General features: G+C 42.8%; 14 protein-coding genes, 1 tRNA gene and 1 pseudogene. 12 read left to right on the top strand and 4 right to left on the bottom strand.

Annotation, left to right across the window (positions count from 1 at the left end; genetic code table 11):
• Positions 1-1,709: pseudogene (locus C6H00_RS05650) on the bottom strand (M3 family oligoendopeptidase); the annotation flags it as partial.
• Between the two features lie 55 nt (positions 1,710-1,764).
• Positions 1,765-3,018 (bottom strand): cation:proton antiporter domain-containing protein, encoded by a 1,254-nt coding sequence (locus tag C6H00_RS05645; RefSeq protein WP_104750034.1) that lies wholly within the window; start codon positions 3,016-3,018, stop codon positions 1,765-1,767.
• A 35-nt stretch (positions 3,019-3,053) separates the two neighbouring features.
• Between C6H00_RS05645 and C6H00_RS05640 the strand changes: the two genes are divergently transcribed.
• The 12 genes from C6H00_RS05640 (at position 3,054) to C6H00_RS05590 (ending at position 12,588) form a co-directional block, all read left to right on the top strand.
• Positions 3,054-3,356: a hypothetical protein gene (locus C6H00_RS05640; RefSeq protein ID WP_233704444.1), complete on the top strand. Its 303-nt coding sequence runs from the start codon at positions 3,054-3,056 to the stop codon at positions 3,354-3,356.
• Positions 3,347-3,622 (top strand): CiaD-like domain-containing protein, encoded by a 276-nt coding sequence (locus C6H00_RS05635; RefSeq protein ID WP_104750032.1) that lies wholly within the window; start codon positions 3,347-3,349, stop codon positions 3,620-3,622. The genes C6H00_RS05640 and C6H00_RS05635 overlap by 10 nt, the downstream gene beginning before the upstream one ends.
• Before the next feature lie 53 nt (positions 3,623-3,675).
• Positions 3,676-4,359, top strand: coding sequence for an acid response regulator transcription factor ArsR (arsR, locus tag C6H00_RS05630; protein ID WP_104750031.1), 684 nt, complete (start codon positions 3,676-3,678; stop codon positions 4,357-4,359).
• Positions 4,360-4,370: 11 nt separating this feature from the next.
• Positions 4,371-5,636: an ArsS family sensor histidine kinase gene (locus C6H00_RS05625; protein WP_104750030.1), complete on the top strand. Its 1,266-nt coding sequence runs from the start codon at positions 4,371-4,373 to the stop codon at positions 5,634-5,636.
• A 28-nt stretch (positions 5,637-5,664) separates the two neighbouring features.
• On the top strand, positions 5,665-6,636 hold the full coding sequence (gene hemB, locus C6H00_RS05620; RefSeq protein ID WP_104750029.1) for a porphobilinogen synthase: 972 nt from the start codon (positions 5,665-5,667) through the stop codon (positions 6,634-6,636).
• Positions 6,636-7,361, top strand: a complete 726-nt coding sequence (locus tag C6H00_RS05615; protein WP_104750028.1) for a YebC/PmpR family DNA-binding transcriptional regulator — start codon at positions 6,636-6,638, stop codon at positions 7,359-7,361. The genes hemB and C6H00_RS05615 overlap by 1 nt, the downstream gene beginning before the upstream one ends.
• A 38-nt stretch (positions 7,362-7,399) precedes the next feature.
• The gene (locus C6H00_RS05610) at positions 7,400-8,497 is read left to right on the top strand and encodes a citrate/2-methylcitrate synthase (protein ID WP_104750027.1); all 1,098 of its coding nucleotides are present in this window, start codon (positions 7,400-7,402) and stop codon (positions 8,495-8,497) included.
• Positions 8,498-8,535: 38 nt separating this feature from the next.
• Positions 8,536-8,630: transfer RNA gene (locus C6H00_RS08550), tRNA-Sec, on the top strand.
• A 16-nt stretch (positions 8,631-8,646) separates the two neighbouring features.
• Positions 8,647-9,486 carry a biotin synthase gene (locus C6H00_RS05605; RefSeq protein ID WP_104750026.1) on the top strand — a complete coding sequence of 280 codons (840 nt, stop codon included), beginning with the start codon at positions 8,647-8,649 and terminating at the stop codon, positions 9,484-9,486.
• The gene (locus C6H00_RS05600) at positions 9,486-10,325 is read left to right on the top strand and encodes a YihY family inner membrane protein (protein ID WP_104750025.1); all 840 of its coding nucleotides are present in this window, start codon (positions 9,486-9,488) and stop codon (positions 10,323-10,325) included. Before C6H00_RS05605 ends, C6H00_RS05600 begins: the two co-directional genes overlap by 1 nt.
• A 41-nt stretch (positions 10,326-10,366) precedes the next feature.
• Positions 10,367-11,467, top strand: a complete 1,101-nt coding sequence (locus tag C6H00_RS05595) for an NAD(P)-dependent alcohol dehydrogenase (RefSeq protein ID WP_324728584.1) — start codon at positions 10,367-10,369, stop codon at positions 11,465-11,467.
• Positions 11,461-12,588 (top strand): NAD(P)/FAD-dependent oxidoreductase, encoded by a 1,128-nt coding sequence (locus C6H00_RS05590; RefSeq protein ID WP_104750024.1) that lies wholly within the window; start codon positions 11,461-11,463, stop codon positions 12,586-12,588. Before C6H00_RS05595 ends, C6H00_RS05590 begins: the two co-directional genes overlap by 7 nt.
• An 83-nt stretch (positions 12,589-12,671) precedes the next feature.
• Here C6H00_RS05590 and C6H00_RS08545 read toward each other — a convergent pair whose 3' ends face one another.
• Together C6H00_RS08545 and ung are read right to left on the bottom strand one after the other, a co-directional pair.
• On the bottom strand, positions 12,672-12,812 hold the full coding sequence (locus C6H00_RS08545) for a hypothetical protein (protein WP_233704442.1): 141 nt from the start codon (positions 12,810-12,812) through the stop codon (positions 12,672-12,674).
• An 84-nt stretch (positions 12,813-12,896) separates the two neighbouring features.
• Positions 12,897-13,628, bottom strand: coding sequence for a uracil-DNA glycosylase (gene ung, locus C6H00_RS05585; RefSeq protein WP_104750157.1), 732 nt, complete (start codon positions 13,626-13,628; stop codon positions 12,897-12,899).
• Positions 13,629-13,671: the final 43 nt, after the last annotated feature.

Here is a 13,671-nt window from a genome sequence, read left to right as displayed (position 1 = left end):
CTTTATCAGCGATGTCTAGCCCAAACATGCCTWCCAGGGCTTTGGCTACCCCCCTTGCTTAAAAATTCCGTATAGGTTTCCACAAAAGCCTTTTTCTCGCTAGGGGTTTGTTTTTGGCGGTACAACCCAAAGAGGGCGAGCACTAAAAGTTGCCCATAGCTATAGGCATAGCAGTAAAAGGGTGAATGGATAAAGTGGGGGATATAGCTCCACCAACGGGCATAGTTTTTAGTGAGCTTAACACTTTTACCAAACATCTTGGCGTTTTCTTCCTGCCAAATAGTGTCAAAATCCTCTGCTTTGAGCTCGTTCTCCGTGCTGTGGATACGGCGTTCAAAATTGGTCATCACCACCTGTCTAAACATGGTTGAAAACATGTCTTCTAGTTTGCCTGCATAGATATTGCGTAATTCTTTTTTATTTAAACTTGGTTTAAGACTTTCAAACAAAAGCATTTCACCAAAAACAGAAGCGGTTTCTGAAGTGGTTAGGGGTGTGTTGGCGTTTAGATAGCCCACTTGTTTGCTCAAAGTTTGGTGAATCATATGCCCAAATTCATGGGCGATAGTAAAAGCTGAACGGCGGTTATTGGTAAAATTTAACAGCACAAAGGGGTGCGCGCTAGGCACGGTGCTATCGCTAAACGCACCTCCGCGTTTTAAAGGGCGCGGATGCGAATCCACCCACCCGTGCGCCAATGCTTGCTCGGCGATGCTGTGGAATTTAGGAGAAAAGTCTTTATAGGCTTTAAGAACAAGATCAAGGGCTTCTTGATAAGTGATGGGATTTTCTTTGGTATCAATGGGTGCATAACGATCGTAGTCTTTGAGTTTGTAGCCTAGAAGTTTGGATTTGATTTTGTAATAGCGTTGCACAAGAGCGTAATTGTCATTGACAATTTCTAACATGCTATCCACACTAGCTTGAGAAATTTGATTGGAAAGGTGGCGGAAACTCTCGGGTTTTTCATAGTGGCGTAACTTGGTATCAATATGCAAGTCTTTACGCACCATATTGAGCACATAAGTAAGCACCATTTCGTTCTTTTTAAGGGCTTTGGTGAGGGCTTTTTGGGCTTTTTTGCGCAATTTGCGATCGGGATTGTGCAATTCTGAGAGGATTTCTTCCTCACTTACGAGGCGATCTTGAAAGGGAATTTTGAGAGCAGTCAGGGTTTTATCAAAGAGTTGAGAAAAAGCATCCACACCCACGCTAGAAGTCGCTAAGAGCACTTTCTCTTCAGCCAAACTTAAAATATGCGCCTTTTGTTGTAAGAGTACGCGCAGAGTGTAGGCATACTTGGGAGTAGCCTGAATCAAAGCTTCTTGTTTGGCACTATCTAGGGCGCAAAATTCATTTTCAACAAAGAGGAGATGTTGCCCTAGTTCGCTACATAAAAGCTGGTATTTGGAAGCCAAATCGCTCTTTTCCATATCTGTTGACAAGATGAGGAAAACATAACTCATCGCCCTAGATATACCCTCGCTGAGCTCTTCATAGTCTTCCATAGCCTTTTTAAAGCCCCCGGCCTCGAGCTGGGCAAAGCTATTGGCGTATTTTTTTTCATAGGCTTTGATTTTTTTATCCAAACTAGCCATGTGTGCATCTAGGTCTTCTACACTCTTAAAAAGCGCGCTTAAATCCCAACGATGTTCTAAAGCTTGAGTCTCTGCGGAGGTTTCTTTTTTGCTAATTTTAGTAGGGCTCATCACTGATCCTTTATCATAAATTTAGGGCGTATTTTAGCATGATTTGCGGACTATATCAGTTCTTAGCCTTTTTAGTGCTTTGTATGCTTTCTTTGTGCAAGATAAAACCGGCCAAAGAGTCTAGGTATTTGAGCATAAACGGAGTAACTAACATAGAAAAAATAATCATAAGCACCAAAAATTGTTGAATGTCTTGAGGAAGCACATGGATGATGCCTTTCTCGTTTAAAAGAGCTAGTAAACCCTGATGTTTCTGTAAAGTCAAAATATGTTGCTTGCTCGCTGTTAGAAAAACAACAAGGGCGAATTCTCCAATTTGTGCTAAGGAAAGGGCTGTTTTGATGGCACTTTTAGCATCTCTAAAAAAACGCAAGATTGAGTACAAAATTGCGATTTTCAAAAACATCGCCAAACTCAATAAAAGCACGACAGCAAAGAAGTTGGCAAATAAGAATTTAATATTAATTTGCATACCCACCGTTACAAAAAAAAGCCCTAAAAAGATATTTTTAAGAGGTGCAAATTCGTCTTGAACCTTGACATGGTAACGGGATTTGGAAATAGCCATACCCGCTATGAAAGCACCCAAAGACATAGAAAAGCCAAAAAAATGGCTCAAACTTGCCGCTCCAAAAACAATGAGCAAGATAGTCGCCATGAACAATTCGGGCAAGCGCGTCTCTGCTGCCAAGCTTAGGACTTTTGTAGCTACTTGTTTTCCGGGCAATAGCAAGATGAGAAGAATAATGGTTGCTGAGACCGCTGTTTTGACCAAGAGGTTTACCAAATTGGCCTGCGCATCTCCCATTAGCACTAAAATCAATAACATAGGGATAGCAGCAATGTCTTGAAAGATTAAAACACCGACTACGATTTTGCCTACAGGTGTGCTAAGTTGCCTGCTCTCTTCAAAAAATTTTAGCACAATCGCTGTTGAAGAGAGAGAAAAACCCATGCTAACCACTAAGGAAAAACCCCAAGAAGCCCCCATCACATAGTAGCCAAAGATGACAAAAATCAAGGAGGTAACCACGACTTGTAAGCCACCAAAGACCAAAACTTCTTGTTTCATCGTCTTGAGTTTGTCAAAATTAAATTCTAGGCCAATCATGAACATCAGAAAGACAATTCCAAAATCCGCAATATCTGAAAGGGACTCAAATTCATCAATATGAAAGACGGCAACCAGAATGAGGCCTGTTAAAATATAGCCAATGATAATGGGCATATCCATACGCTTGAGCAAGAGCCCGCTCACCACGCTTAACCCAAGTCCTGCGACAATAACATATAATATGTGTACTTCCATGCGCCATCCATTAAAGCAATGCTTAAAAGCCTATATTGTATAATAAACAGACAAATATGGAGAGTTTCTTGGAACAAACAATCGCCTTGGCCAGTGTTTATGAGTTACAAGGCCTCAAATCACAAGCTCTAGGGGTTTATCATAGCGTGTTAGAGAAAGATCCTACCAACTCGGAGGCTTTAGGTGGCGTGAAACGTTTGAGCCAGCCTGGTGCCCAGTTGCATGAGTACGCTCCCTTGCAACGCTTCGAGCTCCAAAAAATGCAAAAGCTATTCATCCAAGCTACAAGCTCTGATGAGTTGCGCGCAATTGAAAAATGGTTATTGGAATGGAATTAAAAAATATTATCGCGCAGACTTTAGATGAGATCGATCAAAAAGGCCCTAAGCCTAAGGTAGTAGCTGAAGCTAAGCCCTCTGTGCGCATGTCTCAAGAGGAACAGGCTTTTTTAAAAGACCTTGAGCAAAAGACTTTAGTATTGTTTGAAGGTCTTAGAGCACATCAGATTAAGGATTTGCCCACTAAGCTTGATCTTGTGCTCAACTACTTGCAGTACCAACTTTTTGTGGTGCAAGAACGGCTTAAAGTCTACCAACAAGACTAGATTTATTGAAGGTATAATAAGATGTTTGGGCGAATTTTTTACAAGGTATATTTGTGATCAAAATCTTGATGATAGAAGATGATGTTGAGCTTGCTGAGATTTTGAGCGAGTTTTTTCACCAACATGGCATCGCGGTTGTGAATTATGATGAACCCTATACAGGCATCAGCGCAGCCACGACCCAACACTACGATCTTTTGTTATTGGATTTGACCTTGCCTAATTTGGACGGCCTTGAAGTGTGCCGTAAGATTTCCAAACAAAAAGACATCCCCATTATCATTTCTTCAGCTCGTAATGATATTGATGACAAAATTAAGGCACTTGAGTATGGAGCAGATGATTATATCCCTAAACCCTACGATCCTAAGGAGCTTTTAGCACGAATCCAGTCCCTTTTGAGGCGTTATAATAAAAAGCCTATATCCGAAGGCGAAGATGCTTCCAAAAGCCATCTTTTTAAGATTGATAAAGATGCTAGAGAAGTCTATATGCACAATAAAAAACTGGATTTGACTCGCGCAGAGTATGAGATTTTAACCTTGTTGATCAGTAAAAAGGGCTCTGTTTTTTCCAGAGAGTCGATTGCCATTGAGTCTGAATCCATCAATCCAGAGAGCTCTAATAAGAGTATTGATGTCATTATTGGGCGTTTGCGCTCCAAGATTGAGGACGATCCTAAAAAACCCAAGTATATTATCTCTGTGCGAGGAGTGGGCTATAAACTAGAATACTAGCCCAAACAGCTTTGTCTATTTTTAGCAAGATTGTTTTTTTATTTGTGATTTCTCTAGCGAGCTTTGGGGCGTTCTCTTACTATTTTATCCGCTCTCAAATCGATCATGAAAACTTCCAAACCCAAATCCGCCACCAACAATTTGTAACCACCATTAACCAAGTTTTAGCCGACCAGCACAATCGCTACTCTGCTGAGGTTTATTTGCACGAATTAGGATTTCAAGAAATCACTCAAGAAGAGTTGCGTGAAGTGTTAGCAGCCCAAAATGGCAAGATTGAACGCGATGACAATCCTCTAGCGAGTATTCTCAAAGTAGGTAATACGATTTTTATCTCCCTTAAGGGCAATGGGGGTTCTGTGCTCTACCATGAGATTCAAAAAACCTCTTATCATAACTATTATTTCGCCATTTTTGTAGGGGGGTTTTTGATTACGATGATCTTCGTGTTTGTCTTGCAAGGATTTATGCCCATCAACGAATTGCGCAAAAAAGTACATCGCTTTTCTAATGGAGAGATGGATATTGAGTGTAAAATTGCCCAACAAGATGAAATCGGGGATTTAGCCTCTGCTTTTGATAGTGCCATTAAAAAAATTAAGGGGCTCAATGAATCGCGTATTTTATTTTTGCGCGCTATTATGCATGAATTGCGCACTCCTATTACAAAAGGAATCATTGTCGCCGAGATGGTAGACAATCAAACTCAAAAAGAGAGATTGGTGCGGACTTTTCAAAGATTGAACGCTCTTATTGAGCAATTTGCTCGCATCGAACAACTTTCATCTAAAAACTATAAAATCACAACAGAAATCTTTACAATGGAAGAGCTCTTAGAACGGGTAAAAAATATGTTGTTGTTAGAGCATAATAGCACCTCTATATGTGCTGCTGTGTCTAATTGCACTTTTCAAACAGATTTTGAACTCTTTGCGCTTGTTTTTAAGAATCTGTTGGATAATGCTCTCAAGTACAGCCCTAATAAGCAGGCTAAAGTTACCATTTTGGGGAAAAATTTAGTTGTTTCTAATCAAGGGCAACCCATGAAAGAAGAACTAGCCCATTACTTTAAGCCCTATTTTCAGCACAAGCACCAAAGCGAGGCGCATGGTTTTGGCTTAGGGATGTATATTATCAAAACAGCCCTAGACACTTTGGGACTTACCTTGACCTATAGCTATGAAAGGGGGATAAATGTGTTTAGCATTCAAAACTGCATTATGCGTGAGTTTTCTCCCCTTTTTACCCCCCCCCCCCCCAACAAGAAAAGCACCTAAAATAAAATAAAAACTAAAAAGGATACCTATGTTCAAACGCCTAAGACGCTTGCGATCGAATCAAGTTTTACGCGATCTAGTCTGTGAAACACACCTGCACCCCCATGATTTTATTACTCCCCTTTTTGTACGCGAAGGCGAGGGCAAAACACCCATCGCCTCTATGCCCGGCGTGTTTCAAATGGGATTAGATAGCCTTTTAGAGGAATGTACCCAATTACAGAATATGGGTCTGCGCACTATTTTACTCTTTGGTTTGCCTAAACATAAGGACGCTAGGGGTTCAGTTGCCTTAAGCCCGAATCACCCCGTTGCCAAAGCCACGCAGGTCATTAAAACACGCTTTCCCTCTTTGTGCGTGATCGCCGATTTGTGTTTTTGTGAATACACCGACCATGGACATTGCGGGATTTTAGATTCACATCAATGCCTAGATAACGATGCTAGCTTAGAGATTTTAGCCCAACAAGCTTTGATTTTAGCCACAAGTGGGGTGGATATGCTAGCCCCTAGTGCTATGTTAGATGGCATGGTGAGCACTTTGCGCCATGCCTTAGATTCTCATGGCTTTACCACCTTGCCCATTATGAGTTATTCGAGCAAATTTGCCAGTAGCTATTATGGTCCTTTTAGAGATGCCGCCCAATCTGCGCCCGAGTTTGGCGATCGCAAGGGCTATCAGATGAATCCAGCCAATAGACGCGAAGCCATTTTAGAAAGTCTGAATGATTCAAGCGAGGGGGCGGATATTTTAATGGTCAAACCCGCATTAGCTTATTTAGACATTGTGCGCGCGATTAAAGAGCGCACCCTTTTACCCCTTGCCCTCTATAATGTGAGTGGAGAATACGCCATGTTTAAACTAGCTCAATCTCATAATCTTATGGATTACGATCGCTTGCTTTTAGAGACCATGACAAGTTTTAAGCGTGCAGGAGCGGATATTATCATTAGCTACCACGCTAAAGAGGTGGTGCAACTCTTACAAAAAGGATTTTAATGGGACGCGCTTTTGAATACAGACGCGCAGCAAAGGAAAAGCGTTGGGACAAGATGAGTAAGATTTTCCCCAAATTGGCTAAGGCGATCACTATGGCAGCCAAAGAGGGTGGGGGCGATCCAGGGAGCAATGCCAAATTACGCACGGCCATACTCAATGCCAAAGCCCAAAATATGCCCAAAGATAATATTGAAGCAGCCATCAAGCGGGCAAACAGCAAAGAGGGGCAGTTAGTAGAAGTGAGTTATGAGGGCAAGGCTAATCATGGGGTTTTGCTCTTTGTTGAATGCATGACAGACAATCCCACGCGCACGGTGGCTAATCTCAAAAGCTACTTTAATAAGACCCCCGGGGCTAGCATGGTGCCTAATGGATCGTTAGAATTTATGTTTTCGCGCAAAAGTGTTTTAGAGGGGCATTTAGAGGATTTAAAAGTCCTCTCTCTTTCTTTAGAAGATTTAGAATTAAGTTTAATTGATTATGGATTAGAGAGCCTAGAAGTGGAAGAAGAGAGTTTTTTTGCAATCGGGGATTATCAAGACTTCAAACAACTTAATGAGGGTTTTGAGGCACTCAAACTTCCCATACACAAAGCCACACTACAACGCCTCCCTACCAGTCCCATTAGTTTAAATCCTGAGGCTTTAGCAGAAACTGAGAAACTTTTAGATCGTATCGAAGAAGATGAGGATGTGATCGCTCTTTATAGTAATATCGGAGATTAAGACTTGCTATAATCCCTTATTCCAATTAAGGAGCAAATATGGATGGTTTGGCAGGTGTTGTCGCGGGTTCTTCGGCGATTTCCGCTGTGGGTACAGGTGAGGGGCTCAATTACAGAGGGTATAGCATTGAGGATTTGGTGCAAGGGGCAGAATTTGAAGAAGTCGCCCATCTTTTGCTTATAGGACATCTACCCAGCGAATCTGAACTTTGCGCATTTAAGACTAAATTGCAAGAATTTAGACAGCTCCCCTTAGTGGTGCGCCAAGTTTTAGAGGCTCTGCCCATCAGCACGCATCCTATGGATGTGCTCAAAGCTGGGGTTGTGGCTTTGGGTTGTGTGGCTAGTGAGGCGTTGGATTTTTCTGATCAACATGTGAAAGCGGTGCAAATCTTAGGAAGTTTACCCTCCATGCTCATCTATTGGCATCACTACCACAAGCATGGTCAAAAAATATCTCTGTGCTCTGATAAGAGCATGGCTACTTATCTCTTAGAGTTTTTACGCCAACAGCCTCCCTTGCCTGTAGAAGTCAAGGCGATGGATTCCATGCTCACCCTTTATGCCGAACATGAGTTTAACGCCTCCACTTACGCCAATCGCATCACAGCGAGCACTCTTTCAGACATCCACTCTTGTGTAGCTACTGGCATTGGCACTTTAAAAGGGCGTTTACACGGGGGAGCTAATGAAGTGGCCATTGCTTTTATTTTGCGTTTTAAAAGTGTGCAAGAAGCCCTGCAAGAAGTCGATGCTCTCTTTGCCAAGAAAGAAAAGATCATGGGCTTTGGGCATCGAATCTACAAAGAAGCCGATCCCAGAAGTGCAGTGGGGGTTGAGCTAGCCAAACAGCTAAAAAATTTAGGCGACCCACTTCTCTTTGACATCGCCCTAGCCATTAGAGATAAGGTTAAAAAAGAAAAGGGCCTGCCTGATAATATTGATTTCTTCGGGGGACTGGTCTATCACTACATGCGTTTAGAACGGCTCTATTACACCCCACTTTTTGTGATGTCTCGTGCAGCTGGGTGGATGGCACATGCCTTAGAACAGAGAGCTAATAACCGCATCATCCGCCCTAAGTCTACTTATACGGGGGTGTCTAAACGCCCCTTTGTGCATCGCAAGGATCGCTAAAATACGAGGAATTAACTTAATTTGTTATAATGCCAGCGGAGAGCGAGCATGGCTGGTGCGTGCCTTGGGCTTCAAACCCAAAGAGCGTTTAGGTGTCCTAAGCGTTGCAAAGTTCGATTCTTTGGCTCTCTTGCCCTTAAAGGATTTCCATGCAAGAAATTTTTCTATGTTCTATCTCTAATGTCAGTAGTGGAGATTGTAGCGAGGATTGCGCTTATTGCACCCAAAGCTCGCATCATCAAGGCAAAATTCGGCGTTATAAGTTTAAAAAGACTGAAGAGGTGGTTTATGAGGCTAAAACCCTGCGCGCTTTTGGAGCGTTGGGCTTTTGTTTGGTAACTTCTGGGCGAGGCTTAGATTCTAAAAAATGCGATTATATCGCTGGTTTAGGACGGGCAATCAAAGAGGAAGTGCCCGATTTACACTTGATTGCTTGTTGTGGGCGTGCCGATGTGGAGTCTTTAAAGTTTTTAAAAGAAAATGGTATTGACAGCTACAACCACAACTTAGAAACCTCGCAAAATTTCTTCCCTCAAATTTGCTCTACCCACCCTTGGGAAGAACGCTACCAAACTTGTGAAAATGTTCTAAAAGTGGGCTTGAGTCTATGCAGTGGGGGGATTTTTGGCATGGGTGAGAGCTATCAAGATCGCATTGACATGTTGCGCGTTTTACAATCTCTAGCCCCAGCCACCACGCCCATTAATTTTTTTATCCCCAGCCCCTCTCTGCCTATCAAACAACCCATTATGAGCCCTGAAGAGGCGTTGGAGTGCTTGGTATTAGCTAGGGAGTTTTTGCCTAAAGCGCGCTTGATGATAGCAGGCGGGCGCGAAGTGGTTTTTAAAGACTCGCAAAAAGAAATCTTTGATTGTGGTGTGCAAGCGATCGTATTAGGGGATTATTTGACCACTAAAGGGGATGCGCCTGCTAAAGATATTGCCATGCTTGAGGAGTGCGGTCTACAAATCGCCACCACCTGCCATTAATGTCCAAACTTCGCCTTTTTTGGGCGCGTGTTTTCAAGCGTGTGTGCGCCCTATTTTGTTATTGTCTTTGTTTCTATCAATCCAAATTTGAACCCCGTTTTGATGAAATTACTAGGATTTTCTATTACGCCTCTTCTTTGAGCTTTTATACTATTCTCTCCCTTTCTCCGGTATTGCTCTTCATTGCCCTCATCTTTGTTAACCCCTTTTCTAAAGCTTTTGAGGTAGAAACCTTTTTCTTGCCCAATAGCCCTGACTTTATGAAGATCGGGGATTTTTTCTTGCAGTCTTTTATGCGCAACAACCGCACGCTTGGAGTTATTGAAATCAGCTTTATTGCTTTGGCCTTTTTCTTATTTTGTGAAAACTACCGCTATATTGCCTCGCAGATTCTCAACGCTCCATCTCGAAAGTATATTCATATAGGCCGTGTTAAAATCTTTCTTTGCTGGGGGTTTGGAACAGGTCTTGTGCTTGTAAGCGCGCTTTCACTGCTCATTTTGTTCAATATTTATATCCACCGCAATATTCACAACCCCTATTTGTTAGCTTTGTTACGATGGGTAGCCATCTATGCTTATTTTTTACTGCTTTTTTCTATTCCTACAAAAAAAGCGTTCAAGCGCAAATGGCATCTTTTGGCATGGAGTGGAGGTACAAGTCTTTGTTGGTCGCTGATGAAGTGGGGCTTTGTGTATTACATTCTCTATAATAGAACCTACCATGAGCTTTATGGATCGATTTCTATTTTGTGGTTCTTGATGTCTTATATCTATATATCTTGGTTATTGCTCTTACTAGGACTCTATGGGATGCAACTATGTAGTCATTCAGACTAGCGTGCTATACTTCGAATCTATACTTCATTGAAAGGGGTCTCATGATTAAGGGTTTTGCAATGTTGGGCATTGGCAAAGTGGGCATTATTGAAAAAGAGCATTTAGAGTGTGTGGTACCTGTGCGTAAAAAGCTTGAATGTGGTCCGCGTGATGCTATTGTGCGCCCAATTGCAGTCGCACCCTGCACCTCAGATTTGCACACTTGCTATGAGGGAGGGATTGGGGAGCGCACAGATATGTTTTTAGGGCATGAGGGGGTAGGGGAGGTTTTAGAGGTGGGACACTTGGTAGAGGACTTTAAACCCGGGGATAAGGTGATCATTCCGGCTATCACCCCTAATTGGAGCTCTTCGGGGGCACAAAGGGGTTATCCCCAGCATGAAGAGGCTCCCCTAGCAGGTTGGAAATTTTCTAATTTTAAAGATGGGGTTTTTGCTGAGAAAATCCATGTCAATGATGCGGATGGAAATCTAGGACGCTTGCCCGAAGGTGTCGATCCTAGCGAAGCGGTGATGCTTAGCGACATGGTTACCACCGGCTTTCACTGCGCCGAGTCTGCAGACATTAAACCCGGCGATCGCGTGGCTGTGGTAGGTCTAGGTCCAGTAGGGTTGATGGCTTTAGCAGGGGCAAACTTGATGGGGGCTAGCGAGATTTACGCGGTAGATTGTGTGCCTTTTCGCTATGAAGTGGCGCATAAACACTATGGCGCAACACATTTTATTAATTTTAGCAAAGCTCCCATGCAAGAGCAAATCATGGAATTGACTAAGGGAATGGGGGCTGATAAAATTTTGATCGCTGGGGGAGGTACGGACATTTTAAGCGATGCCTGCGCATGTGCCATTAACGGCGGTGTAATTTCTAATGTCAATTACTTTGGTTCAGGGGATTACCTACGCGTTTCACGCCTAGATTGGAATGTAGGCATGGGGCATAAGACTATCAAGGGGGGCTTGACTCCGGGGGGGCGTTATCGCATGGAAAAACTCGCGCGCCTCTTGCAAACTAAAAAACTCGATGTAAAGCCCATCATCACCCACAGACTTGAAGGAAAATTTGAAGAGGTGGCTCAAGCCCTCGCATGGATGAAGGACAAGCCAGCTAATTTCATTAAACCAGTTGTCAAAATTAAATGGTAGAGGTGTTGGTTTTAGGAGGGGGTTATGCCTCTCTCTCTTTTATTAAAAGTTTGCCCGCTAAGGCGCGCGCTCAATATCGTATCCGTCTGATTTCTCAAACTCCTCTGCATTATTTCAGTGTGCTTTTACATGAAGTGTTAGCCGGTCTCAAGGGACAATACACACTCCCCTTAAGCGAAATTTTGCCCAAAGAAGTGGAATTTATACAAGATCGCATCTTAGAGATTCAAGAGGGGCTTGTCATCGCTCAAGAGGGAAGCTATCGCTATGACAAACTCGTTGTTGGGTTGGGTTTTAGAAGTGAGAGTTTTGGTGTGCCCGGGGTAGAAGTGTGCACGCAAAGCATCACCAATTTTGAGAATGCCCAAGAGACGCACCAAAAACTTTTAAACGCCTTGCAAAACTTTCGTGAGCAACGCCCCTTTAGTGTGGTGGTGTGTGGTGCGGGGTTTAGCGGGGTGGAATTGGTGGGAGCTTTGAGCGATACCCTGCCTATAATCTCGCAGGGTAAGGCGTTTCAAATCACCTGTATAGAAGCGATGCCCACTATTTTGCCCATGTTTAAACCCACGCTAGCTCAAAAAGGGTTTGATTATCTGCAAAAATTAGGCGTAACAATGGAAGTGGGGACAAAAATTTTAGCATGCAAATCTCATGGCATTTTGGTAGAAAAGGAGGGCGCACAAAGGGAGATTTTGGCAGATTTTCTAGTGTGGACATGCGGGGTGCGTGGGAGTGAAGTTATTGACCATTCGGCGTTTTTAAAAGGTGTGAGGGGGCGTGTGGAAGTCAATAGCTTTTTAGAACCCGTTCATTTGCCGGGCAAAGGCATTTTTATTCTAGGAGATTGTGCAGGAGTTAAAACTACACAGGGGCGTTTTTACCCCCCTACTGCGCAACTTGCTCGCCAAATGGGGATTTATTTGGCTAGAGAATTTACCCATGCGGACACTGGCCAATCTAAAAATCCTTTTATATTCTCACCTCAGGGTACCCTTTGCTCTTTTGGTACATGTTACGCAATAGGACAAATAGGTCCTTTTTGTGTGCGTGGTAAAGTAGCAATTTGGATCAAGAAATACATCGAGTGGAACTGGAAGAGATTTTTATTAGGCCATTAGCCCCAAACATGGATATTCCGTTTACGAAAGTAAACGGAATATACGCTATAGTAGCCCTATGAAGTTTCAAGGTAACTTGATCTTCAAATATACGAAAGGAGACAAAAGCTATGAGCAGCAACAGCAACAACAGCAGCAGCAATCGCAATAACAGCAATAACAGCAACAATAGCAATCGCAATAACAGCAATAACAGCAATAACAGCAATAACAGCAATAACCAAGACTAGTTGCAGGTCTCCCTCCCTTTTTGGGAGGGCATGCAAAATCAAAATTCTACCTCAAACTTTTACTATTTGTCAAGGCTTTTAGTCTAAATCCCATCGCATTGCGATATTTTTTTGGTTTAAAAAGCTCTGAGCGTGTGAAAAAATGCCACTACCTAGAAAAAATGGGGGTCTGCGCTGAGCCAAAGGGCTTGGATGAGGTGCGCTTAGAATCAAGTGTTGAGGATTGGAGTTTAAAAGCTTGATTTTTTCTTGAGCTACACGCCCTAAGAAAATAAAAACTAAGGGTCTTTGCAAGTGAGAAAGTTGTATCAAAATTGAATCTGTAAAACTCTCCCACCCTAAGTGCCCATGCGATTTGGCTTTATTTTTTTCCACACTCAAAATAGCATTGAGCAATAGCACCCCCTGTTTAGCCCAAGATTGCAAATTGCCATGTGTGGGCAGAGAGATATGCAAACTCTGCTGTAACTCTTGATAAATATTTTGTAAGCTCTTAGGAATAGGCGCATGGATGGGTACGCTAAAGCTCAAACCCATTGCAAGAGGGTGTTCTTGATTTTTATAGGTAAAGATTCCATGGTAGGGGTCTTGTCCTAACAGAATTGTATGCAGAGATTCTAGAGGCGTAGCCTCAAAAGCTTTAAAAAGCGCGTTAGGAGGAGGGAATACACGCGTTTGGCGAGCTTGCGCATCGCTTAAGGCCTGCATGTAATTTTGATTTAAAGTAGCAAATGGCGCGCTTTGGGTAATAGGCTTTAAAAACTCCATCCACGGATTGTTCTTGAGTTTCTCTAGAGCGTGAAAAAGCATAGCTAGCCTCTCTTGCACAGGACTTTTCTGCAAAGCCTTTATT

Source organism: Helicobacter cynogastricus (assembly GCF_900197855.1).
In the GTDB taxonomy this organism is placed as follows: domain Bacteria; phylum Campylobacterota; class Campylobacteria; order Campylobacterales; family Helicobacteraceae; genus Helicobacter; species Helicobacter cynogastricus.
The sequence above is the reverse complement of the archived record's forward strand: the minus strand, read 5'-3'. Positions and strand labels throughout refer to the sequence as shown.